This window comes from Sphingomonas turrisvirgatae, from assembly GCF_001721295.1.
In the GTDB taxonomy this organism is placed as follows: domain Bacteria; phylum Pseudomonadota; class Alphaproteobacteria; order Sphingomonadales; family Sphingomonadaceae; genus Sphingomonas; species Sphingomonas turrisvirgatae.
Window position 1 is genome coordinate 133,497 of the sequence record NZ_MDDS01000057.1, and the last position, 22,811, is coordinate 156,307.

The 22,811-nt window shown below is 65.4% G+C and carries 21 protein-coding genes and 1 tRNA gene; 18 read left to right on the plus strand and 4 right to left on the minus strand.

Annotation, left to right across the window (positions count from 1 at the left end; genetic code table 11):
* The first annotated feature begins 53 nt into the window (after positions 1-53).
* The 14 genes from BFL28_RS16425 to BFL28_RS16490 all read left to right on the plus strand — a co-directional run bounded on the left by BFL28_RS16425 (position 54) and on the right by BFL28_RS16490 (position 13,431).
* Entirely contained in the window at positions 54-2,414 is a 2,361-nt protein-coding gene (locus BFL28_RS16425) for a putative bifunctional diguanylate cyclase/phosphodiesterase (RefSeq protein WP_069321592.1), read from the plus strand.
* Between the two features lie 140 nt (positions 2,415-2,554).
* Positions 2,555-2,631: transfer RNA gene (locus BFL28_RS16430), tRNA-Trp, on the plus strand.
* A gap of 25 nt (positions 2,632-2,656) precedes the next feature.
* Positions 2,657-3,229, plus strand: coding sequence for a YqaA family protein (locus BFL28_RS16435; RefSeq protein WP_069321593.1), 573 nt, complete (start codon positions 2,657-2,659; stop codon positions 3,227-3,229).
* A gap of 169 nt (positions 3,230-3,398) precedes the next feature.
* Positions 3,399-3,629: a hypothetical protein gene (locus tag BFL28_RS16440; protein ID WP_069321594.1), complete on the plus strand. Its 231-nt coding sequence runs from the start codon at positions 3,399-3,401 to the stop codon at positions 3,627-3,629.
* Between the two features lie 261 nt (positions 3,630-3,890).
* Positions 3,891-4,088: a preprotein translocase subunit SecE gene (secE, locus tag BFL28_RS16445; RefSeq protein ID WP_069321595.1), complete on the plus strand. Its 198-nt coding sequence runs from the start codon at positions 3,891-3,893 to the stop codon at positions 4,086-4,088.
* A 16-nt stretch (positions 4,089-4,104) separates the two neighbouring features.
* On the plus strand, positions 4,105-4,641 hold the full coding sequence (nusG, locus tag BFL28_RS16450; RefSeq protein WP_069321596.1) for a transcription termination/antitermination protein NusG: 537 nt from the start codon (positions 4,105-4,107) through the stop codon (positions 4,639-4,641).
* A 247-nt stretch (positions 4,642-4,888) separates the two neighbouring features.
* Positions 4,889-5,443: a F0F1 ATP synthase subunit delta gene (locus tag BFL28_RS16455; protein WP_069321597.1), complete on the plus strand. Its 555-nt coding sequence runs from the start codon at positions 4,889-4,891 to the stop codon at positions 5,441-5,443.
* An 11-nt stretch (positions 5,444-5,454) separates the two neighbouring features.
* Complete coding sequence (gene atpA, locus BFL28_RS16460) at positions 5,455-6,984, plus strand: F0F1 ATP synthase subunit alpha (protein WP_069321598.1); 1,530 nt, start codon at positions 5,455-5,457, stop codon at positions 6,982-6,984.
* A gap of 96 nt (positions 6,985-7,080) precedes the next feature.
* Positions 7,081-7,962, plus strand: coding sequence for a F0F1 ATP synthase subunit gamma (locus BFL28_RS16465; RefSeq protein WP_069321599.1), 882 nt, complete (start codon positions 7,081-7,083; stop codon positions 7,960-7,962).
* 3 nt (positions 7,963-7,965) lie between these two features.
* Positions 7,966-8,529 carry a hypothetical protein gene (locus BFL28_RS16470; RefSeq protein WP_069321600.1) on the plus strand — a complete coding sequence of 188 codons (564 nt, stop codon included), beginning with the start codon at positions 7,966-7,968 and terminating at the stop codon, positions 8,527-8,529.
* An 18-nt stretch (positions 8,530-8,547) separates the two neighbouring features.
* A complete protein-coding gene (atpD, locus tag BFL28_RS16475) occupies positions 8,548-10,074 on the plus strand; it encodes a F0F1 ATP synthase subunit beta (RefSeq protein ID WP_241527367.1) in 1,527 nt (508 codons plus the stop codon).
* A 48-nt stretch (positions 10,075-10,122) separates the two neighbouring features.
* Complete coding sequence (locus BFL28_RS16480; RefSeq protein WP_069321601.1) at positions 10,123-10,380, plus strand: ATP synthase F1 subunit epsilon; 258 nt, start codon at positions 10,123-10,125, stop codon at positions 10,378-10,380.
* A 255-nt stretch (positions 10,381-10,635) separates the two neighbouring features.
* Positions 10,636-12,183: a TadA family conjugal transfer-associated ATPase gene (locus BFL28_RS16485; RefSeq protein ID WP_173655782.1), complete on the plus strand. Its 1,548-nt coding sequence runs from the start codon at positions 10,636-10,638 to the stop codon at positions 12,181-12,183.
* 75 nt (positions 12,184-12,258) lie between these two features.
* Complete coding sequence (locus BFL28_RS16490; protein WP_069321603.1) at positions 12,259-13,431, plus strand: aspartyl protease family protein; 1,173 nt, start codon at positions 12,259-12,261, stop codon at positions 13,429-13,431.
* 18 nt (positions 13,432-13,449) lie between these two features.
* On the opposite strand, the gene BFL28_RS16495 is transcribed toward BFL28_RS16490, so the two are convergent.
* A complete protein-coding gene (locus BFL28_RS16495) occupies positions 13,450-13,635 on the minus strand; it encodes a hypothetical protein (protein ID WP_069321656.1) in 186 nt (61 codons plus the stop codon).
* 49 nt (positions 13,636-13,684) lie between these two features.
* Between BFL28_RS16495 and BFL28_RS16500 the strand changes: the two genes are divergently transcribed.
* The gene (locus tag BFL28_RS16500; protein WP_069321604.1) at positions 13,685-14,497 is read left to right on the plus strand and encodes a class I SAM-dependent methyltransferase; all 813 of its coding nucleotides are present in this window, start codon (positions 13,685-13,687) and stop codon (positions 14,495-14,497) included.
* 37 nt (positions 14,498-14,534) lie between these two features.
* Here the strand turns inward: BFL28_RS16500 and BFL28_RS16505 are convergent, their stop codons facing one another.
* Both BFL28_RS16505 and phaR read right to left on the minus strand, forming a co-directional pair.
* Entirely contained in the window at positions 14,535-15,830 is a 1,296-nt protein-coding gene (locus BFL28_RS16505; RefSeq protein ID WP_069321605.1) for a metal-dependent hydrolase family protein, read from the minus strand.
* 37 nt (positions 15,831-15,867) lie between these two features.
* Positions 15,868-16,428: a polyhydroxyalkanoate synthesis repressor PhaR gene (gene phaR / locus BFL28_RS16510; protein WP_069321606.1), complete on the minus strand. Its 561-nt coding sequence runs from the start codon at positions 16,426-16,428 to the stop codon at positions 15,868-15,870.
* 42 nt (positions 16,429-16,470) lie between these two features.
* Between phaR and BFL28_RS16515 the strand changes: the two genes are divergently transcribed.
* From BFL28_RS16515 to BFL28_RS16525, 3 genes are all read left to right on the plus strand, one after another.
* Positions 16,471-17,517 (plus strand): alpha/beta hydrolase, encoded by a 1,047-nt coding sequence (locus BFL28_RS16515; protein ID WP_069321607.1) that lies wholly within the window; start codon positions 16,471-16,473, stop codon positions 17,515-17,517.
* 28 nt (positions 17,518-17,545) lie between these two features.
* Positions 17,546-18,718 (plus strand): acetyl-CoA C-acetyltransferase, encoded by a 1,173-nt coding sequence (locus tag BFL28_RS16520; RefSeq protein ID WP_069321608.1) that lies wholly within the window; start codon positions 17,546-17,548, stop codon positions 18,716-18,718.
* Positions 18,719-18,925: 207 nt separating this feature from the next.
* Positions 18,926-22,180 (plus strand): TonB-dependent receptor domain-containing protein, encoded by a 3,255-nt coding sequence (locus BFL28_RS16525; protein WP_079247224.1) that lies wholly within the window; start codon positions 18,926-18,928, stop codon positions 22,178-22,180.
* 142 nt (positions 22,181-22,322) lie between these two features.
* Here BFL28_RS16525 and BFL28_RS16530 read toward each other — a convergent pair whose 3' ends face one another.
* A complete protein-coding gene (locus BFL28_RS16530) occupies positions 22,323-22,748 on the minus strand; it encodes a hypothetical protein (RefSeq protein WP_069321609.1) in 426 nt (141 codons plus the stop codon).
* Positions 22,749-22,811: the final 63 nt, after the last annotated feature.

Sequence of the window (22,811 nt, forward strand, 5' to 3'; positions counted from 1 at the left end):
TCCCGCGGCCGTCTCTAACTACTCGCTAACCTGACCGCGCCTAACCAGATGGCGTGACGAGCCAGACGACTTCCCAATTCGCGAAGCCGCGCATCGACGTGCGGGCCCTGCTTGGCCTGTACGATCCCGCGGACACGACCGACTGGGGTCCGATTCGCGCCGCGCAGCTGAATGCCGGCAGCCAGCTGGCGATGTTCATGCTCGCCGCCAATCTGGTGGGCGCGGCACTGATCACGCTCAACTTCGCCCAGCTCGTTCCGCACTGGCAGCTTGCCGGGTGGAGCGCGCTGGTCGCCGCCGCCGGGCTGATGGTCGCCTTTCGCAGGCTGGCCGCCCGGCATCGCACCGAACGCACCGCAACGCTGAAGGACGTGCGCGACACCATGCTGGATGGCGTGTTGCTGGGGACCGCCTGGTCGATCGCGCCGCTCCTGTTCGGCAGCCAGGCCGATGCCGGTGCGATGCTGGGGCTATGGGCGGTGCTGGCGGTGCTGATCGCCGCTTCGGCGGGCGCGATGGCGGCGCTGCCGTTTGCGACGATCATCTTCATGACCCTGGTCGGCGGGTCGGCTGCAGCGCTGAGCGCGCTCAAGCTGTCGCCGGTGCTTGGCGCCGCCTGGCTGCTGTTCACCGCCTTGCTCATCATCGGCTGCTTCTCGCGCGGGAAGGCGCTGGTCGTCATCCGCGCGAACGAGATCGCCATCAACGAGCGTGACGAGACGGTCAGCCTGCTGCTGCGCGAGTTCGAGGACAAGGCCGCGGACTGGCTGTGGGAGATCGACGCGCAGCGCCGCGTCAGCCGCGCCAACCCGCGCTTTGCCGTGTCGCTCGGCGTCGATCCCATGGTCATCAACGGCATGCCGTTCCTTCAGGTGCTCGCCGGCCCGGCCTGGGACAGTGGCAATTTCGCGCCGGGACTGCGCGACATCGCCGAAAAGCTGAAGCGGCGCGAACCGTTTCGCGATCTGCTGCTGCCGGTGATCGTCGACGGAGACGAGCGTTGGTGGGAGATGACCGGATCGCCCCGCTATAGCGAGGACGGCAGCTTTTGCGGTTTTCGCGGCGTCATGTCCGACGTCACCGAAGCACGCGAATCGCAGAGCAAGATCAGCCGCATGGCACGCTATGATTCGCTCACGGGTCTGCCCAATCGGCTGCTGATCAACGAAACGCTGGCCATGGCGATGAGCGAGGCGGCGAAGTGGAACTCGCGCTGCGCCTTCATGATGATCGACCTCGATCGGTTCAAGGCGGTCAACGATACGCTCGGCCATCCGGTCGGCGACAGGCTGCTGATGCGCGTGTCGGAACGGCTGCGTCAGTTGATGAGCGCAAAGGAGATGATCGGTCGGCTGGGCGGCGACGAATTCGCCGTCGTGGTTCGCGATGCGACCGATTCGGGCGCGGTCGAACGCCTCGCCCACACGATCATCGACGTTCTTTCGCAACCCTATGAGGTCGATCAGCACACCTTGTACATCGGCGCGAGCGTCGGCGTGGCGGTGGGACCGCGCGACGGGCGCACCGCCGAAATGCTGATCCGCTCGGCCGATCTTGCGCTCTATCGCTCGAAGGATGCCGGCGGCGGCGTCTATCACGCCTACGAGCCCGAACTGCACGTTCAGGCCGAGGAACGCCGCGTGCTCGAAATGGCGCTTCGCGCCGCACTCGAAAAGGACGAGTTCCATCTGATGTACCAGCCGGTCGTGCAGGCCGGCACCGGAGCGCTGATGGGCTTCGAAGCGCTGCTGCGCTGGACCCATCCCGAATTCGGCAATGTTTCCCCGGCCAAGTTCGTGCCGCTGGCCGAAGAAGCCCGGCTGATCGCGCCGATCGGAGAATGGGTGCTTCGCAACGCCTGTATCGAGGCGGCGCGCTGGGACGATCCGATCCGCATTGCCGTGAATGTCAGCCCCGAACAGCTCCACAATGTCGAGTTTGCCGCATTCGTCGCCAGCGCGCTTCGGGAAAGCGGCCTGCACCCCGACCGGCTTGAGCTTGAGGTGACCGAAAGCGTGTTCATGCGCGAGGGTACCGCAGCCGTGCAGACGCTCGAAAAGATCCTGGACTTGGGCGTCAGGCTCAGCCTCGACGATTTTGGCACCGGCTATTCCTCGCTCGGTTATCTCAGCCGCACGCGCTTCTCCTCGATCAAGGTCGATCGCAGCTTCGTTCAGGGCGCGTCCAAGGGAAACAAGGAAGCGATCGCCATCATCCGCGCGGTCGTCGCGCTTGCCGACAGCCTGGGCATGGCCACGACGGCCGAGGGCGTCGAAACCGAGGACGAGCATCGCATGATCCAGGCGCTCGGCTGCAGCAAGGTACAGGGCTATTATTTCGGCCGCCCACTACCCGTCGTTGAAGCGCGCGGCCTGGCGACGCGCGACAGTTTTGGCACGACCGTCGCGGCGTGATGCTCGCTGCCCCGAACCGATGCAGCGGCATTACACCATTCGTCTCCGCCAAGGGGCGACAGCAGGCGACGTCAATTTGGCGGCAGCGAAGCGAGTCACTTGCCCCCGCGGCAAGCCCCCGCTAAAGCGCTGCACCGCACAGGGGTGTAGCTCAGCTGGTTAGAGCGTCGGTCTCCAAAACCGAAGGCCCTCGGTTCGAATCCGAGCTCCCCTGCCATCCTTGCTCATAAGGCGTCTCCCGCATGTTCCGCGCCCTGTACGACTGGACGTTGAGGCTGGCTGGGCATCGCCATTCCGAACGCTATCTTGCCGCCGTGTCGTTCGCGGAGAGCAGCTTCTTCCCGATCCCGCCCGACGTGATGCTGGTGCCGATGGTGCTGGCCAAACGCGATCAGGCTTATCGGATTGCCGCGATCTGTACCGCTGCGTCGGTTCTGGGCGGGCTGTTCGGCTATGCGATCGGGTATTTCCTGACGGCGTTCGCGCATCAGGTGCTCGAATTCTTTCGCCATGGCGCGTTCGAGGATTTTACCGCCGCCTATCAGCAATACGGCGCTGCGCTGATCCTGATCAAGGGGCTGACGCCGATCCCGTTCAAGCTGGTGACGATTGCCAGCGGCCTGTCCCACTATCCGGTCGGATGGTTCATCCTGCTGTGCACTATCACGCGCGGGGCGCGCTTCTTCCTGGTCGCCTATCTGCTCAAGCGCTTTGGCGAGCCGGTGCAGAAGGTGCTGGAGGAGCGGCTGAACCTAATCGGCTGGATCGTGCTTGCCGCATTGATCGCTGGGTTCGCTGCGGTCGCACTGCTCTGATCCGTCGGATCGGCTCGGCCGGCCGCAGCATTGCCCCCACGTGCGGGAAAATGGCTTGTCCGTAACGAAATTGTAGGGAATGGCGCGTTTAAGCGTGCCCCGGGCGTCGTCTCGAAGCGTGCCGTACTGCGTTATGGCCCGTTCAGCGCGCTTTTGAGGGAGAACGTTGATGAAGAAGATTCTTGCAGCGGCCGCCGCCGCAACCATGCTGGTCGGCACCACCGCGTCGGCCACTTCGGCCCAGTCGCTGAGCCTGAAGAACGCGCCGCGCGCTGCGACCGTCGTGGGTGAAAGCAACGAGCAACTGGGCGCCGCCGCCTGGGTGCTGGGCGCGATCGGCCTTGGCCTGGTCGTCTGGGGCATCGTCGAGCTGACCAGCGACGATTCGGACAGCAACTAAGTCCTTCGATCCCACGCGGATCGGACTGGAATGGCGGCTTCGGCCGCCATTTTTGCGTCGGCCGGCCGCGATTGCGTTCGGGAAAGGACTGCAGGTTCGACGCGACCACTGGCGCCCTTCCCGCCCCTCTTGCCCGTTTCAGCCCAAGTCGCTAGATACCGCCTCCAATCCGACAGCGTGGATGGGCTTCGCCGGGTTCCTTGACGGAGCCGGGCGGCGAAACCTGCCCCGCGAACGGGCAATTTTTTGCGAGGCAATCACGTGGCGAAGACCAGTCCCGTCGAGTTCATGCGCCAGGTTCAGGCCGAGACCAAGAAGGTCGTCTGGCCGACGCGCAAGGAGACCATCATGACGGCGGTCATGGTCTTCATCATGGCTTCGCTGCTGGGCATCTTCTTCTTCGGCGTGGACCGGGCCTTCGACGCGATCGTCAAGTTCCTCCTCAGCCTCGCCGCTTAACGAACAGGGATCACCAATGGCGCGCTGGTACATCATTCACGCCTATTCGGGCTTCGAGAACAAGGTGCGGGATCAGATCCTGGCCGACGCCACGCGGCTGGGGCTCGAGGCGCTCGTCGAGCAAGTCGAAGTCCCGGTGGAAACCGTGACCGAAGTGCGCCGCGGCAAGAAGGTGCAGTCGGAACGCAAGTTCTTCCCGGGCTATGTGCTCGCGAAGCTGTCGATGAACGACGATGTCTACCACCTCGTCAAGAACACGCCGAAAGTGACGGGCTTCTTGGGTTCTTCGGGCAAGCCGCAGCCGATCAGCGAGGCCGAGGCCGCCCGCATCCTCAACACCAAGGAGGAAGCTGCCGCCGCGCCCAAGCACCAGGTCAAGGTCGATTACGAGATCGGCGATGCGGTCAAGGTGCTGGAAGGCCCGTTCGCCAGCTTCAACGGCGTGGTCGAGGAGCTCGATTTCGACAAGTCGAAGGTCAAGGTCAGCGTCTCGATCTTTGGTCGCGCAACCCCGGTCGAGCTCGACTTCGACCAGGTCGAGCGCAGCAAGTAAGGCGGAACGGGGTCCCGCGGCGGGCTCCGCAGACATGTACAAGGCCGGCCTCCGCGCCGGCCTTTTTCATTTGCCTGCGCTGGCATGATGCGGCGCAGCATGAACTGGCCGGATCGGGCAGTGACTCGGGTTGCGCATTCTGCACCCCTTTGCTACGCGCCCGCCAACCCAAGCGGGGCTGCCTTACCGGCGTGCCCCTGTTTTGCATGGGGCCATTTCTGGTTAGCCCAAGAGGAAGCAGCATCGCGTGGATAATTCCGGCGGTATCCAAGCCAGCCTAAGCGGACGTTATGCGACCGCCCTGTTTGAACTGGCACGCGACGGCGGCACCATTGCCGCTGTCGAATCGAGCCTGGCGACGGTCCGCCAGGCGCTGGCCGAGTCGGGCGATTTCGCCACGCTGACCAACAGCCCGCTGATTTCACGGGGCGACGCCGCGCGCGGCGTGGCGGCGGCGGCGAAGGCGCTTCAGCTGGATCCGCTGACGGCGAACTTCCTCGGCGTGCTCGCCGCAAATCGCCGGCTCAAGGAACTGCCCGCCATCAGCAGGGCGTTCCGGGCGCTGGCCGCCAATCACCGCGGCGAAGTGACGGCCGAAGTCACTTCGGCGCACCCGCTTTCGGACGATCAGGTCGAAGCGCTCAAGACGCAGCTGCGCCAGCGCGTCGGCCGCGACGTCAATGTCGATCTCAGCGTCGACTCCTCGCTCCTGGGCGGCCTGGTCGTGAAGATCGGCAGCCAGATGATCGACAGCTCGATCAAGACCCGTCTCAATTCTCTCGCGCATGCGATGAAAGGCTGAAGGCTAGAACCATGGATATCCGCGCCGCAGAAATCTCGAAGGTCATCAAGGACCAGATCGCCAATTTCGGCACCGAGGCCCAGGTCAGCGAGACCGGCCAGGTGCTGAGCGTCGGTGACGGCATCGCGCGCGTCCACGGCCTCGACAACGTCCAGGCGGGCGAGATGGTCGAGTTCGTCAACGGCGTGCAGGGCATGGCGCTCAACCTCGAGGCCGATAATGTCGGTATCGTGATCTTCGGCTCGGACGCCGAGATCCGCGAGGGCGACACGGTGAAGCGCACCGGCACCATCGTGGACGTTCCGGTCGGCAAGGGTCTGCTCGGCCGCGTGGTCGATGGCCTCGGCAATCCGATCGACGGCAAGGGCCCGATCGTCTCCGACCAGCGCTCGCGCGTGGAAGTGAAGGCGCCCGGCATCATCCCGCGCAAGTCGGTGCATGAGCCTGTTCAAACGGGTCTGAAGGCGATCGACGCACTCGTTCCCGTCGGCCGCGGCCAGCGCGAGTTGATCATCGGCGACCGCCAGACCGGCAAGTCGGCCGTCGCGATCGACGCCTTCATCAACCAGAAGACGGTCAACGCCGGCGACGATGAATCGAAGAAGCTGTACTGCGTCTATGTCGCAGTCGGTCAGAAGCGCTCGACCGTCGCGCAGCTCGTCCGCACGCTCGAAGAAAACGGCGCGATGGACTATTCGATCGTGGTCGCCGCGACCGCGTCGGACCCCGCCCCGCTTCAGTTCCTCGCGCCTTATACCGGCACCGCGATGGGCGAATATTTCCGCGACAACGGCATGCACGCGCTGATCGTGTTCGACGATCTGTCAAAGCAAGCGGTCGCCTATCGCCAGATGTCGCTGCTGCTGCGCCGCCCGCCGGGCCGCGAAGCGTATCCGGGCGACGTGTTCTATCTGCACAGCCGCCTGCTGGAGCGCGCCGCGAAGCTCAACGACGCGAACGGCAACGGCTCGCTTACCGCGCTGCCGATCATCGAGACGCAGGCGGGCGACGTGTCGGCCTACATTCCGACCAACGTGATCTCGATCACCGACGGCCAGATCTTCCTTGAAACCGACCTCTTCTTCGCGGGCATCCGTCCGGCGATCAACGTCGGCCTCTCGGTGAGCCGCGTGGGTAGCTCGGCACAGACCAAGGCGATGAAGAAGGTCAGCGGCTCGATCAAGCTCGAGCTCGCCCAGTATCGCGAAATGGCTGCGTTCGCGCAGTTCGGTTCGGACCTCGACGCCTCGACGCAGAAGCTGCTGAACCGCGGCGCGCGCCTGACCGAGCTGCTCAAGCAGCCGCAGTTCAACCCGCTGCCGTTCGAAGAGCAGACCGTGTCGATCTTCGCCGGTACCAACGGCTATATCGACACCGTGCCGGTGCAGCACGTGACACGCTACGAAGCCGCGATGCTCGCCGAGATGCGTTCCAAGCATGCCGACATCCTCTCGACGATCCGTGATACCAAGGATCTGGGCGACGAGGTCAAGGGCAAGCTCAAGGACGCGCTCGAAGCATTCGGCAAGACGTTCGCGTAACGCCTAGATCCCCTGCGCAAGCAGGGGCCCAGAGCCACCAGCGGGCTCATTCGATACCCTGGGCCCCCGCTTCGCGGGGGAACAAGAAGGAAGACGATGGCTAGTCTCAAAGCCCTCAAAGTCCGGATCAACTCGGTCAAGTCGACCCAGAAGATCACCAAGGCGATGAAGATGGTCGCCGCCGCCAAGCTGCGCCGCGCGCAGGAAGCGGCGGAGGCGGGGCGCCCCTATGCCCAGCGGCTGGAAGCAGTCGTCGCGAGCCTCGCGTCGAAGGTTGCGATCGGTCCGGGCAGCTCGCCGCTGCTCGCCGGCACCGGCAAGGACCAGGTGCATCTGTTCGTCGTGGCGACCAGCGACAAGGGCCTGGCCGGCGCGTTCAACACCAACATCGCGCGCCTCGCACGCCGTCGCGCCGACGAGTTGATCGCACAGGGCAAGACGGTAAAGTTCTACACGATCGGCCGCAAGGGCCAGGCCGTGCTGAACCGCCAGTTCCGTTCGTCGATGGTCCACGGGATCGAGCCGGGTGATCTCGGCAAGCTCCGCTTCGCCGACGCCCGCGGCTATGCCGACGACCTGATCGCCCGGTTTGAAGCCGGCGAGTTCGACGTCGCGCATCTGTTCTATGCCACGTTCAAGTCGGTCCTGACGCAGGAGCCGACCGAGCAGCAGATCATCCCGGTCAAGATCCCCGCGGTGCCCGCTGGCGAAGCGGCGGTGTCGGCCGTCACCGAATATGAGCCGAGCGAAGAGGAAATCCTCGACGACCTGCTTGGCCGCAACGTCGCGGTCCAGCTGTTCCGCGCCATGCGTGAAAACGCCGCGTCGGAACAGGGCAGCAAGATGACCGCGATGGACAATGCCACGCGCAACGCCGGCGACCTCATCAAGCGGCTTAACATCCAGTACAACCGTCAGCGTCAGGCAGCGATCACGACCGAGCTGGTCGAGATCATCTCGGGCGCGGAGGCGCTCTAGGCCATGCGCGCCGCCCCTCTCCTTCTTGCCGCCATCGCGCTGGCAGGCTGTGGCGGGACCGCGACCGGCAACACCGCCGGCGTGGACAATGCTGCCGTGGAGAACGCGACCGCCCCCGCTGCCGAGACCAAGGGCTGGGCCGAACTGTTCGCCATGCCAGCAAACGACGCGCTCGCAATCTTCGAGAAGCTGAGCTTTCGTCCCGGCGCTTACGAGGAAATGGGCGGCATGATGATGTCGCACGGCGCACCGATCAGCCTGGCCGACACGGCGACAGGCAAGAAGAACGTGCTCACGTTCAACGCCAGCGGCGACGCGCGGCAGCTGAGCGGCGTCTCGTTCGACGTGGTGATCGAGGATGAGGCGCAAGGCGAGGCATCGCGCAAGCGGGCGATCGACTCGCTCTCGACCGCGCTGCGCGTCGCGGGCCTCGACGGCGAAGCGGTCGTGAAGGCCGCGCTGGCCAAGGATGCCACGCCCACGACCGGCAAGGTTGCCGGTGCGAACTACGCGGTGCTTCGCAAGGACGCCCGCACGACGATCAATTTCACGAAACAAACGAACTAAAAGCCCAAGGAACCGATCATGGCAACCGAAGCCCCCATCGCAGAAAAGCCAGCGCGCAAGCCCCGCGCGCCCAAGGCCGTCACCAGCAGCACGTCGGCAGCTCCGGTCACCGGCGGCGCCACTGGCCGTATCAGCCAGGTGATCGGCGCGGTCGTCGACGTCAGCTTCGAGGGGAACCTGCCCAAGATCCTCTCGGCGCTCGAAACCCACAATAACGGCCAGCGCCTCGTGCTCGAAGTGGCGCAGCATCTGGGCGAGAACACCGTCCGCACGATCGCGATGGACTCGACCGAGGGTCTGACCCGCGGCCAGGCCGTGACCGATACCGGCGCGCAGATCCAGGTTCCGGTCGGCCCGGCGACGCTCGGCCGCATCCTCAACGTCGTCGGCGAGCCGATCGACGAGCGCGGCCCGGTGCAGACCGACCTGCGCGCGCCGATCCACGCCGAAGCCCCGCTGTTCGTCGATCAGTCGACCGAAAGCGCGATCCTCGTCACCGGCATCAAGGTCATCGACCTGCTCGCGCCTTACGCAAAGGGCGGCAAGATCGGCCTGTTCGGCGGCGCAGGCGTCGGCAAGACGGTGCTCATCCAGGAACTGATCAACAACATCGCAAAGGGCCATGGCGGCACCTCGGTGTTCGCTGGCGTGGGTGAGCGCACTCGCGAAGGCAACGATCTGTATCACGAATTCCTCGATGCCGGCGTCATCGCCAAGGACGCCGATGGCAATGCGATCAGCGAAGGTTCGAAGGTTGCGCTGGTCTATGGCCAGATGAACGAGCCGCCGGGCGCCCGCGCACGCGTGGCACTCTCGGGTCTGACGATCGCTGAATATTTCCGCGATGTCGAAGGCCAGGACGTGCTGTTCTTCGTCGACAACATCTTCCGCTTCACCCAGGCGGGCGCAGAAGTGTCGGCACTGCTCGGCCGTATTCCGTCGGCCGTGGGCTATCAGCCGACCCTGTCGACCGACATGGGCGCGCTGCAGGAACGCATCACCTCGACCAACAAGGGCTCGATCACCTCGGTTCAGGCCGTCTACGTTCCCGCGGACGACCTTACCGACCCGGCGCCTGCAACCTCGTTCGCCCACCTCGACGCGACCACGGTTCTCAACCGTGCGATCTCGGAACTGGGCATCTACCCGGCGGTCGACCCGCTCGACTCGACCTCGCGCGTGCTTGAGCCGCGCATCGTCGGTCAGGAGCACTACGAAACGGCTCGCGCGGTTCAGTCGATCCTGCAGAAGTACAAGTCGCTGCAGGACATCATCGCCATCCTCGGCATGGACGAACTGAGCGAAGAAGATAAGCTGACCGTGGCGCGCGCTCGCAAGATCCAGCGCTTCCTCAGCCAGCCGTTCCACGTCGCCGAGGTGTTCACCGGCATTCCGGGCGCGTTCGTTCAGATCGAAGACACGATCAAGTCGTTCAAGGCGGTCGTGAACGGCGAGTACGACCACCTGCCGGAGTCGGCCTTCTACATGGTCGGCGGGATCGACGACGCGGTCGCCAAGGCCAAGAAGATGGCCGACGAAGCGTAAGCTCCACTCTAGCCCCTCCCCGCATGGGGAGGGACTAAGGACAAAAAAATGGCACTGCATTTCGAACTCGTGACCCCGGAACGCCTCGTCCGCTCGGAAGAGGTGCACATGGTGGTCGTCCCCGGCACCGAAGGCGACTTCGGCGTGCTCGAGGGGCATGCCCCGCTCATGAGCACGATCCGCGACGGCAACCTCGAAATCTACAAGACCGCCGGCGGCAACGCGGCGGAAACGATCCGCATCGAAGGCGGCTTTGCCGAGGTGAATGAGCGCGGCCTGACCGTGCTGGCCGAACGCGCCGAGTAAAATCCGGATCAAGGATCGGGACAAAGGCCGCGGATGCGATTCCGCGGCCTTTTGCATGACATCGAGCAGGGCACTGCCCCAACCCCTCTCCCGCCGGGAGAGGGAGGGAGCCGACTTAGTCGGCGGAAGGGTGAGGGCGATCCGCCCGCCCGTAGCGCCGGCTAGGCCTTGGGCGCATCGGCGCACCGCATGGTTAGGAACTTGTAAAACCTTGTGCCCTAATCCCTCCGCATTGGATTAACGCGGGGAGTTGGCGTGAGCGCATTCGGACGTCGAAGCGGACCTGGGGCGACGCCTGGCCGGCCGGCCTTCGGCGTCGCGCGGCCGATGCAGGGTGGCCCGTCCCGCCCCTCCGACCAGACGGGCGGCGACCAGTTCCCGCCGCTGCATGACGTGCCGCTGCCCGGCGCCAGCCAGGCGTCGGCCGATACGGCCGATCCGGGCGCCAGCATGGGCAGCCAGTCGGTCGGCGAGGCGATGGCGCGGCTGACCGATCGCCAGAACCAGTCCGGCGACGCCGGGTCCTCGCGCGTCGAGGGCTTCGAAGCGTCGATCCACCGCATCAAGGAACAGGTGCTCCCTCGCCTGCTCGAGCGAGTCGATCCCGAAGCCGCCGCGACGCTGAACAAGGACGAGCTGGCCGAGGAATTCCGCCCGATCATCGGCGAAGTGCTCGCCGAACTGAAGTTGACGCTCAATCGCCGCGAACAGTTCGCGCTCGAAAAGGTGCTGGTCGACGAGCTCCTGGGCCTCGGCCCGCTTGAGGAGCTGCTGTCCGACAGCGCGATCAGCGACATCATGGTCAACGGTCCCGATCAGACCTTCGTCGAGCGCAAGGGCAAGCTCGAACTCGCCAACATTCAGTTCCGCGACGAAGAACATCTGTTCCAGATCGCCCAGCGCATCTGCAACTCGGTCGGCCGCCGCGTCGACCAGACCACCCCGCTCGCCGACGCGCGCCTCAAGGACGGCTCCCGCGTCAACGTGATCGTGCCGCCGCTCAGCCTCAAGGGCACGGCGATCTCGATCCGTAAGTTCTCGGACAAGCCGATCACGCTCGACATGTATGTCGGCTTCGGTTCGATGTCGCAGCAGATGTGCACGATGCTGAAGGTCGCCGGCGCCAGCCGCTTCAACATCGTCATCTCGGGCGGTACCGGCTCGGGCAAGACGACGATGCTCAACGCGCTGTCGAAGATGATCGACCCGGGCGAACGCGTGCTGACGATCGAGGACGCGGCCGAACTGCGCCTGCAACAGCCGCACTGGCTGCCGCTGGAAACGCGCCCGCCGAACCTGGAGGGGCAAGGCGAGATCACGATCCGCGACCTCGTCAAGAACGCGCTACGTATGCGCCCGGACCGCATCATCCTGGGCGAAATTCGTGGCAGCGAGTGTTTCGACCTCCTGTCCGCGATGAACACCGGCCATGACGGGTCCATGTGTACGCTTCACTCCAACTCCCCGCGCGAATGCCTGGGGCGTATGGAGAACATGGTCATGATGGGCGACATCAAGATCCCGAAGGAAGCCATCAGCCGGCAGATCGCCGACTCGGTCGACCTGATCGTTCAGGTCAAGCGCCTGCGCGACGGCAGCCGTCGCGTGACCAACATCACCGAAGTGATCGGCATGGAAGGTCCGGTCATCGTCACGCAGGAACTGTTCAAGTTCGAATATCTCGACGAGACCGCCGACGGCAAGATCATCGGCGAATATCGCTCGATGGGCCTGCGCCCCTATACGCTGGAAAAGGCGCGCGCATTCGGCTTCGACCAGGCGCTGCTCGAGGCGTGTCTCTGACGCGCCGTCGCCGATCGGACATTAACCGCGTCTGGTAGGGGTCGCACAGCCGGATCGGCCATCTAATATGGCCGCATGAGGCCGCTGCGCATCCTGCTGCTGTTGCTGCTCGCGTTCGCCAGCATGCCGCTGGCTGCCAGCCCCGCGGCGGATACGCTGGCGGCGGACAGCGAGGCGCGCTGGGTGCCGTTCCAGCTGACGACCGGCAACCAGATCCGCTTCCGTGCGCTCATGGACGGCCGCTGGGTCGATGCAATGCTCGACACCGGCCTCAGCGACACCGCCGTCTCCGCCAGCTTCGCGCGCGCGGCGGGGATGAAGCCGCTGGTTCAGGCGCATGCCGATGCGATCGGCGGCGCGATCCCGCTCGCCTGGACGGGCCTTGGCCGCGTCGAGATCGGCGGCCTCGTTCGCACCGGCGGCCGCATCGCGATCATCACCGCAGATCCGCGCGCAACGGGTCCGGATGCGGTGGACCTGTTCGTGGGTGGCGACCTGCTCGCCGGCCATGCGCTCGACATCGACTATGCCGCGCGCCGCTTCCGCCTGCTGCCATCCGGACGCATGCCGTTTCGCGGCGTGACGATGCCGCTGCGCCTTGCCGGATCGAACAATCTCTATCTGACCGAACTTGCCATCGGCGTACGGGTCCAGCGCGGGGTCATCGTGGATACCGGCGATGGTGCCATGCTCACCCTGACTCGCTCGACCTGGCGGAACAGCGGCGCGCAGGCTGGACCGGTGACGAGCGCCGTCGCCTATGGCGCTGGGGGCCGGGTCGAAACCGATCTCGTCCTGCTGCCTGACCTGCGGCTTGGCACCCTTCCCCCGCAAACGGCAGAGCTTCGGATCGAGGGTGACACCGGCTTTACCGCGCGCAAGGGAGCCGCCGGGCGGATCGGCGGTGGACTGCTGCGCCGTCATCGCGTCCTGCTCGATCCACGCGCCGGGCGGATGATCCTCGCAGTGAACGACGCGGCATGGCAGCCCAGCCGATCGACCAGCGGACTGATGACCGCTCAGGACGGACGACGGCTCAAAGTGCTCCATGTCATGCGCGGCAGCCCGGCGGCGGCGACCGGCTGGACCGCGGGCGCCGAAATCTGCGCAGTCGACGGTGCGGCGATCCCTTCGGCCTATGCGACCAGTGCGGTCGCCGGCTGGTCGGTCGGGACGCCGGGCCGCGTCGTGCAGCTCGACCTGTGCGACGGCAACCGCCGCAGCCTGACGCTGGCCCGCTTCTACTAGGGCCGCTTCCCCGCCAAGCTAACCCTTGATCGCCAGCGCCGCGGTCACCACCGCGCCCAGGATCGCCAGGATCTGGACCAGCGTCCACGGCATGAACCCGACCGCATCGGGATCGCTGCGCCGCGTGCGCCGCCAGTCCGCGATGCCGCTGCCCGCCGCAAGTGTCAGCCAGGCACCCACCCCAATCCACATCGGTCCTTGCATCGCACCGCGCTCCGTTTCACTCATCGTGGACGAACCAAGAGGAGCCCCCATGCGCTACGCCCTGTCCGTCGTCGCCATCACTGCCGCCATCGCCACCGCCGCGATCGGCGCGCCCCAGATGGGGGCGCCTTCAGCCGAATTGAAGGCCGCCGTCGCCGCATCGACCCGCACGCCCGCCAATGTCGCGCGCGACCGCTATCGCCACCCGGCCGAAACGCTCGCCTTTTTCGGGGTGAAGCCTGGCGACACGGTGGTGGAACTATGGCCCGGCGGCGGCTGGTACACTGAAATTCTGGCGCCCTATACGAAGTCGGGCGGTGGCGCGCTTTGGGCCGCCGCGCCCCGGCCCAACGGGGTCAAGGGCGTGCAGGCGCTTCAGGCGAAGGACGCCGCACTCTATGGCGCGGTCAAGCTCGCGGCATTTCCCGCGCTGGATCCCGCCGCGGCCAAGGTCCCGGACAACAGCGCCGATGTCGTGCTGACCTTCCGCAACATCCACAACTGGAAGATGGGCCAGCAGGACGTCTCCGCAACCGCGTTCAAACAGATCTTCGCGATGCTCAAGCCAGGCGGCACGCTCGGCATCGTCGAGCATCGCCTGCCCGAAAGCGCCGACAGTGCGCGCGAAAAGACCAGCGGCTATCTCAAGGTATCGACCGTCAAGCAGCTTGCCGCCGCCGCCGGCTTTCGTTTGGCCGGAGAGAGCGAGATCAATGCCAACCCCAAGGACACGGCCGACTATCCTAAGGGCGTCTGGACGTTGCCGCCGAACTTTGCTGAAAAGGATGTCGACCGCGCGAAGTACGACGCGATTGGCGAAAGCGACCGCATGACGCTGAAGTTCGTTAAGCCCAAGCAGTGACCGGCGGCGGGGCCGTGACGGTCACGGCCCCGGCCCCTTAATCCTTGTGCACCACCCCGGCGCGCATCACGAACCCCACCGATTTCAGCACCTTCACATCGGCCAGCGGGTCGCCGCTCACCGCGATGATGTCGGCGCTCTTGCCCGGTTCGATGCTGCCGACTTCCTTGGCGAGCCCTAGCAGGTCCGCGGCATTAGTCGTCGCCGCCTCGATCGCCTGCATCGGCGTCATGCCGTGCTTGACGAGCAGTTCGAACTCGTCGGCATTGCGGCCGTGCTTCGACACGCCGGCATCGGTGCCGAACGCGACCTTGACGCCCGCCGGCACCGCCTTTTCCAGCGCCTTGCCGGTGATCGAGATGCGCCAGTCGATCTTGGCCCGCACTTCAGGCGGATAGGCGTTCGGGTCCTTGGCGATCCGCTCCAGATAGCCGTTCACGGTGGACAAGGTGGGGACGTAATAGGCGCCGGTCTTCTTGAACAGGGCAATGCTGTCGGCGTCCATCAGCGTGCCGTGCTCGATCGAATCCGCTCCGGCGCGCAGCGCGAGGGTGATGCCGTCGGCGCCATGCGCATGGACCGCGACCTTCTTGCCATAAAGATGCGCGGTCTCGACGATCGCCTTGGCTTCATCGTCGAACATCTGCTTGCCCAGTCCGGCGCCGATCCGGCTGTTGACGCCGCCCGTGGTCGCGATCTTGATGACGTCGACGCCGCGCCCGATCTGGCGGCGCACTGCCCTGCGGCACGCCTCCGGGCCGTCGCACAGATTCTCGGTGCCGATGGTCGAGTGCAAGTGGTCGTCGATGCCCAGCCGCGCATCCATATGGCCCGATGTGGTCGAGATCGACCGCCCCGCATCGATGATGCGCGGCCCATCGGCCCAGCCCCGCGCGATCGCGTCGCGCAGCGCGAGCGTCGCGCCATCGTCGCCCAGATTGCGGACCGTGGTGAACCCGGCAAGCAGCGTCTTGCGCGCGTTCCACAGCGTCTCATAGGCACCCAGCTGCGCGCTGTCGGTCACGCTGGCGAGCAGCCCCTCCTGTCCGGCGCGGTCCGAACTCAGATGCACATGCGCATCGATCAGCCCGGGAAGCACGGTCCTGTTGCGCAAGTCGATGACCGGCGCTTCGCCGAGCGGCGTGACATGCCCGTCATACACGCCGACGATCCGCCCGCCGCGGATCGCGATGGTGCTCGCGCCGCGCGGCGCCTGCCCCGGACGGTCGATCAGCTTGCCGGCGTGGATATAGTGATCGGCAGCCGGTGCAGCGGTTTGCGCCAGCGCGCTGCCGGACATCAGCAGCGCAACCGTAATGGCCAGAGCCTTCATAAGTCCCCCGATTTCGTTCCGGGTGAGACTATGGCGCTCAACTGAGCTTGTCGACCTGATCCTTGAGCGCGGACAGCTGCGCCTTCAATGCCGCAATCTCGTCGTCCTTGCTGCGTTCCGGTGCCGGGGCCGGCGCAGGCGCCGCGGCATTCGCGCCCGGCTTGAACGCTTCGGCCGCCGCCTCGAACATCGCCATGTTGCGCTTGGCCAGTTCGGCAAAGGGCGAATTGGCGAACGCACCCTCGACGGCCGATTTGAACTGCTCCTGGTTGCGGCGGAAACTGTCCATCGACGCTTCCAGATAACCCGGCACCATCGCCTGCATCGAATCGCCGTACAGGGCGATCAGCTGGCGCAGGAAGCTGACCGGCAGCAGCGTCTGGCCGCGCGCTTCCTCTTCCATGATGATCTGCGTCAGCACATTGTGCGTGATGTCTTCCTCGGTCTTCGCATCGACGACCTTGAAGTCGCGGCCCTCGCGCGTCATCGCGGCCAGGTGGTCGAGCGTGATGTAGGACGAGGTTTCAGTGTTGTAGAGGCGGCGGTTGGCGTATTTCTTGATGATGACCGGGCCGTTCGGATTTGCGGTCTTCTTCATGCTGGCCCCCGGGAAGATGTGTCTGACATGCCTGTAACACCAATGGATACCGCACCGCAACACGGCCCCCGCCCCCTGCCGCTGTTCCTTGAACTGCTGCGCAACGAAACCGCAGCATCACCGGACCGGCGCGCGGCCGCGCTCAGGGGGCTTGCCGCCTATCAGGATGCCCGCCGGCCCCGCCCGCGCCGCGCCATGCCGGTCATTGCGAGCGCGGGCCGTGCGGTCCTGCGCGACTATGGCGGTGACGGCCCGCCGGTCGTGTTCGTCCCCTCGCTGATCAATCCGCCGGTGGTGCTGGATATGCCGCATGGCCGCTCGCTGCTGCGCTGGTTGTCGCGGCAGGGCTTGCGCCCGCTGCTGGTCGATTGGGGCGATCCGACGCCGCACGATTGCGGCCAGGACGTGACCGCTCATATCGAAACGATGTTGCTGCCGCTGCTGCGCAGCATCGGCGAACCGGTCGCGCTGGTCGGCTATTGCCTGGGCGGCACGATGGCGCTGGCTGCTGCTGCAGCGCATCGTGTGCGCGGCCTCGCGCTGATCGCTGCGCCGTGGCGCTTCTCGGGCTTCGGGCCGGCAGCGCTCGGCTCGATCGACCGGCTCTGGCACGCCGCCCAGCCAACGTGCGAGCGGCTCGGGCTGGTGCCGATGGAGGTGCTTCAGTCCGGGTTCTGGCAGTTGGACCCAGGCCGCACCATCGCCAAGTTCGAGCGATTCGGCCGCTTGCCGCCCGACAGCGCGCAGGCCAGGCAGTTCGTGGCGATGGAGGATTGGGCCAATGCCGGCGCGCCGCTCACCTATGCGGCGGGGCGGCAGATGTTCGACGATCTGTTCTGCGCCGATCTGCCCGGGCGCGGCCATTGGCAAGTCGGGGGAGCGATCGCCGATCCCGCCGCCCTGCCCTGCGCGGCGGTCGAATTCGTATCGCTGACCGATCGCATCGTCCCTGCGGCAAGCGCCGCCGGCCTCGCGGATCACCGCGCGCTGCGGCTGGGCCATGTCGGCATGGTGGTCGGCTCGTCGGCACGGCAGTCGCTCTGGCAACCGCTTGCGGACTGGCTTGTTGCGCTGCCGCATATTAGATGAGCGGCAAATTCACTCGGAGTTCGACCCCATGACCGAAGTCGTCATCACCGCCGCCAAGCGTACCCCCGTCGGCAGCTTCCTCGGCGCATTCGCCACCACCCCCGCGCACGAACTCGGCCGCGTGGCGATCGAGGCCGCGCTGGAACAGGCCGGCGTGAAGGGCGAGGAGGTAAGCGAGGTGATCCTGGGCCAGGTGCTCACCGCCGCACAGGGTCAGAACCCGGCCCGCCAGGCATCGATGGCGGCCGGCGTTCCCAAGGAAGTGCCCGCCTGGGGCATCAATCAGGTGTGCGGCTCCGGGCTGCGCGCAGTCGCGCTCGCGGCGCAGGCGATCCAGACCGGGGACGCCACGATCGTCGTTGCCGGCGGGCAGGAATCGATGTCGCTGTCGGCGCACGCCCAGTCGTTGCGCGCTGGCGCGAAGATGGGTGATGTCGGCCTGGTCGATACCATGATCAAGGACGGCCTGACCGACGTCTTCAACGGCTATCACATGGGCATCACCGCCGAAAATCTCGCCGAACAATATCAGGTGACCCGCGCCGAGCAGGACGAATTCGCCGTGCGCTCGCAGAACCTCGCCGAACAGGCGCGCGCCGATGGCAAGTTCAAGGACGAGATCGCGCCCGTGACGATCAAGGGCCGCAAGGGCGACACGATCGTCGACCAGGACGAATATATCCGCGCCGGCGCCACGCTCGACAGCATCGCCGGTCTGCGTGCCGCCTTCAAAAAGGACGGCAGCGTCACCGCCGGCAATGCCAGCGGCATCAACGACGGCGCCGCCGCGCTGGTGGTGATGAGCCGCGAGGAGGCAGAGAAGCGCGGTGCCCCGATCCTGGCAACGATCCGCAGCTGGGCGACGGCCGGGGTCGATCCCTCGATCATGGGCATCGGCCCGGTCCCGGCAACGAAGAAGGCGCTCGCAAAGGCCGGGTGGAGCGTCGGCGACCTTGACCTCATCGAAGCGAACGAGGCCTTCGCCGCGCAGGCGCTGTCGGTCGGCAAGGAGCTCGGCTTCGATCCCGACAAGGTGAATGTCAACGGCGGCGCGATCGCCATCGGCCACCCCATCGGCGCCAGCGGCGCGCGCGTCCTGACGACGTTGCTCTACGAGATGCAGCGCCGCGACGCGAAGAAGGGCCTGGCAACGCTGTGCATCGGCGGCGGCATGGGAATCGCGCTGTGCGTGGAGCGGTGAACGCTCGAGTTTAGAAAATAACGCGATCGGGGGGTTCTGTATCCGATTATGTCGCAGCGGCCACAGTGCACTCCGAAATTGTGGCAATGTTGCAACAGCATGTCGGTTAAGTTCCCCCTCCGCTCCCCTTTCGCTTGCCACAGCATGAACAGGCGGTTTCAATAGCGACATTCCGGACTGCGTCCGGAGTGTATTTAGGGGATCCTTATGAAAATCAGCCGCCTATTGACGGCGACCGCGCTTGCGAGCGCGACGTTCGTCCTCCCTCAAGCTGCGCACGCTCAGGACGCAGTGCCGCCCACGACGCAAGCTGAAACCGAAACGGCTGAAACCATCGTCGTCACCGGTTCGCGTATCCGCCGGCCGAACGTCGAATCGAATGTTCCGGTCACCTCGATCTCGTCCGAAGACGTGTTCGCGCAGGGTCAGACGAACATCGGCGACACGCTGAACGACCTGCCTCAGCTGCGCAGCACCTTCGCGCAGCAGAACCCGGGCGCGGGCGTCGGCATCACCGGCCTCAACCTGCTCGATCTTCGCGGCCTCGGCACCGTGCGCACCCTGGTGCTCGTCAACGGCCGTCGTCACGTCGCGGCTGACATCCTGAACAACGCGTCGTCGGTCGACGTTTCGACGATTCCGAACGACCTGCTCGAGCGTGTTGAAGTCGTCACCGGCGGCAACTCGGCCGTTTACGGCTCGGACGCGATCGCAGGCGTGGTCAACTTCATCCTGAAGCGCGACTTCGACGGCGTTCAGCTGCGCGGTTCGGCGGCGACCTCGGAAGCCGGCTTCGGCGGCAACCAGTATCTGTCGGGCATGGTCGGCAAGAACTTCGCCGACGGCCGTGGCAACATCACGGCGCATGTCGAATACGCCAACGCAGAGCGCGTCTATGCTTCGGACGTGCCGTGGTTCCGTCGCGTCGATGGTTTCGCGACCACCGATACCGATCCGGGCGGCCTTCCCCAGGCAAGCGACGGCGTGCCGGATGCTCAGTTCCTGCGCGATGTCCGCAGCAACAGCAGCTACACCGGCATCCTGTTCGTTCCGCAGCAGGCAAGCAATGCGCGGTGCGGCACCGGAACGCTGGCGACTGCCGGTGGCCCGAACACGCTCGGCACGCCGTTCTCGTGCGGCTACATCTTCGGCGCTGACGGGTCGCTGGCACCCGTGACCACGACGCGCGTCGGCACCGGCCCGCTCGGCACGCCGATCGGCGGCAACCTGTACACCGGCCGTGAGGGCTCGAACCTCTCGATCCTGCCCTCGAACCAGCGCATCAACGCCAACCTGCTCGCTCGTTTCGAGTTCAGCCCGGCGTTCGAAGCGTTCGTCGAAGCCAAGTATGTGCGGACCAAGTCGGTCGGCAACCAGCTTGGGCCGACGTTCCTCAACAACACGACCGGCTCGCTCGGCAACGACGCGCGCATCAACCCGCGCCTCGACAACCCGTTCCTGAACCCGGCTGCTCGTGCGACGATCGCTGCTGCTTACACCGCTGCGAACTGCGGGTACGCGCTTGGCACGGCCGTTACCGCCGCCACCTGTCAGGTCGGCGACGCTGCGGCTCAGGCGACTCGCGCTGCTGCAATCGCTGACGGCAGCTATCGCTTCCTGTTCGGTCGCACCCTGACCGACGCGGGCGATCGCGACGAGTATTTCACGCGTGAAACCTACCGCATCGTCGGTGGTCTGCGTGGCTCGTTCAACGACGACTGGAACTACGAAATCTCGGGTAACTACGGTCGCTTCGAAGAGACCGCCGACATGCGTGGCTTCGTTGATCGCCAGCGCTTCCTGCTGTCGCTCGACGCAGGTCGCAACCCGGTCACGAACGCGATCCAGTGCCGCGCGCAGTTCGCGGCTGCCTCGGCAGTCGGCGCACCTGGCCTGGGCGGCGATGCAGCAAGCCCTGCAAAGCTCGCTTCGGACATCGCGGCTTGCGTGCCGTACAACCCGTTCGGTGCCGCCGACAACCGCGCTGCGGTCGACTATTTCCGTGCCAACATCGTCAACAAGGCGTGGATTGAGCAGGTCGGTGTCCAGGCATTCGTTTCGGGTGACCTGAGCCAGCTGTTCGAACTGCCCGGCGGCCCGATCCGCTTCGTGCTCGGCGGCGAGTATCGTCGTGAGAAGGTGTTCAACGACAGCGATTCCGATGCCGATACCGGCCTGACGAACTCGGTGTTCCTGGGCGACTTCGATCCTGATCCCACCACGGTGAAGGAAGCGTTCGGCGAAATCGAAGTGCCGCTCGTGAAGGATGTGTTCCTGCTTCAGAGCCTGACGCTGAGCGCGGCAGGTCGCGTGTCGGAATACAACAACTCGACCGGTACGACCTACGCGTACAACTTCGGTGGGCAGTGGGCGCCGTTCAACGGCATTCGCTTCCGTGCGAACTATGGTCGCGCGGTGCGCGCTCCGAACATCACGGAAACGGGTTCGCCTTCGGTCGAGAACTTCGCGAACTCGTTCAACGACCCGTGCCGTCCTGACCTGATCGGCACCAACGCGATCCGCAACACCAACTGCACCACGCAGTTGACTGCGGCCCAGCGTGCGAACCTTCAGACGGGTGGCTACTCGCTCGGGATCATCTCGGGCAGCAACCCCAACCTGACCGCGGAGAAGTCGGACTCCTACACCTATGGTGTGGTGTTCGAACCCAGCTTCCTGCGCGGCTTCTCGCTCAGCGCCGATTACTACAACATCACGGTCAACGATGTGATCGTGTCGTTGGCGGCGCAGACGATCGTGAACTCCTGCTATGACTCGCCGGGCCTCTCCAGCCCGGTGTGCGGGCTCTTCTCGCGTCAGGGCGTTGCCGGTGGTGCAGGTACGCGCGGCGAACTGGACGGTCAGATCGTCAACTACAGCCTCGTCTCGGGTCCGCAGAACTTCGCACGCCGCAAGCGTCGTGGTCTGGACGTCGAGGCGGCGTATCGTGGCAATCTGAACGAGAACCTGTCGCTCAGCACTCGCCTGATCTACACGCACACGTTCCAGAACAGCAACTTCGAGAACCCGACGTTTGCCAACCTGGAAAACTTCCTGGTGCGTGAACTGGGCGATCCGCAGGACGAGGCTCGCTTCGACCTTGACCTGACCTATGACCGTTTCACCTTCGGTTATCAGGCGCAGATCATCGGCTCGATGCTGACCACCACGTACGAGAACCTGTTCCCGAACAATGCGGGTATCCCGGGCCAGACCGGCCTGCCGCTGAACTCGGACGCGTTCGACATCCTCGAGTACCCGCGCACGATCTACCACGACGTTCGCATCAACTATCGCGTGGGCGATAAGCGTTCGACGGGTCGTGAGTTCAACCTGTATCTCGGCGTCGACAACGTGACGGGCGTCAATCCGCCGCTCGGCACGACGGCAACGGGCGCAGGTTCGTCGATCTATCAGTTCCGTGGCCGCTACATGTACGCAGGCTTCCGCGCGAACTTCTGATCCTTCGGATCACAGCGAATTAAGGGCGGGGGGAAACCTCCGCCCTTTTTTTTGTCAGAGCGGCCGGTCAGGCCGCCGGGCAGCAGGCACAAAAAAGGGCAGACAACCTGCCGGCCGCCTGCCCCCTTCAAAGCGTTTTGCGCTACCGCCGCGCGGTCTTCACCCGCTCATACGGCACGAAATCGTCCAGCACGACAAAGCCGCTCCAGCTGCGCGTGCCGCGGTCGACCAGGTCCACCTTGTCGACGTTGCACAGCTGCGATCCGTACAGCTTCGTCACCAGGATATCGTCATCGTCCAGCGAAGTCGCGCCCGTCCGCGGGCGATTGACGTAAAGCTTGGAGCCGGAGCGATAGACAATCGCAGTCTTGTCGATCACCGTGCTGTTCTGGATGTTGCTGCTCGACAGGCAGCGAACCGGCTTTCCGGCCACCCGGCCTTCCAGCATCTTGGCAAGCTCGGCCTCGCCCTTGGCATAGGGCTTGTCGCCTGCGCCCTTGTCGCCGGCCAGGGCCGCGCCGGGCAGCGCAACTAGTGCGAGCGACGCTGCGGTAAGCAATGCACGCATGGGAACCTCCACGTTCGATTATCGTGAAGATGGTGCGCCCGCCGCCCTTTCGCAATGCTGAAC

Coding starts and splice junctions, on each gene's coding strand:
- BFL28_RS16465 (WP_069321599.1), top strand. CDS start 7,081: ATGGCTAGTCTCAAAGCCCTCAAAGTCCGGATCAACTCGGTCAAGTCG.
- BFL28_RS16435 (WP_069321593.1), top strand. CDS start 2,657: ATGTTCCGCGCCCTGTACGACTGGACGTTGAGGCTGGCTGGGCATCGC.
- BFL28_RS16500 (WP_069321604.1), top strand. CDS start 13,685: ATGCGCTACGCCCTGTCCGTCGTCGCCATCACTGCCGCCATCGCCACC.
- phaR (WP_069321606.1), bottom strand. CDS start 16,428: ATGAAGAAGACCGCAAATCCGAACGGCCCGGTCATCATCAAGAAATAC.
- BFL28_RS16525 (WP_079247224.1), top strand. CDS start 18,926: ATGAAAATCAGCCGCCTATTGACGGCGACCGCGCTTGCGAGCGCGACG.
- BFL28_RS16520 (WP_069321608.1), top strand. CDS start 17,546: ATGACCGAAGTCGTCATCACCGCCGCCAAGCGTACCCCCGTCGGCAGC.
- atpD (WP_241527367.1), top strand. CDS start 8,548: ATGGCAACCGAAGCCCCCATCGCAGAAAAGCCAGCGCGCAAGCCCCGC.
- BFL28_RS16495 (WP_069321656.1), bottom strand. CDS start 13,635: ATGCAAGGACCGATGTGGATTGGGGTGGGTGCCTGGCTGACACTTGCG.
- BFL28_RS16515 (WP_069321607.1), top strand. CDS start 16,471: ATGGATACCGCACCGCAACACGGCCCCCGCCCCCTGCCGCTGTTCCTT.
- BFL28_RS16470 (WP_069321600.1), top strand. CDS start 7,966: ATGCGCGCCGCCCCTCTCCTTCTTGCCGCCATCGCGCTGGCAGGCTGT.
- BFL28_RS16505 (WP_069321605.1), bottom strand. CDS start 15,830: ATGAAGGCTCTGGCCATTACGGTTGCGCTGCTGATGTCCGGCAGCGCG.
- BFL28_RS16480 (WP_069321601.1), top strand. CDS start 10,123: ATGGCACTGCATTTCGAACTCGTGACCCCGGAACGCCTCGTCCGCTCG.
- BFL28_RS16440 (WP_069321594.1), top strand. CDS start 3,399: ATGAAGAAGATTCTTGCAGCGGCCGCCGCCGCAACCATGCTGGTCGGC.
- BFL28_RS16530 (WP_069321609.1), bottom strand. CDS start 22,748: ATGCGTGCATTGCTTACCGCAGCGTCGCTCGCACTAGTTGCGCTGCCC.
- BFL28_RS16490 (WP_069321603.1), top strand. CDS start 12,259: ATGAGGCCGCTGCGCATCCTGCTGCTGTTGCTGCTCGCGTTCGCCAGC.
- nusG (WP_069321596.1), top strand. CDS start 4,105: ATGGCGCGCTGGTACATCATTCACGCCTATTCGGGCTTCGAGAACAAG.
- atpA (WP_069321598.1), top strand. CDS start 5,455: ATGGATATCCGCGCCGCAGAAATCTCGAAGGTCATCAAGGACCAGATC.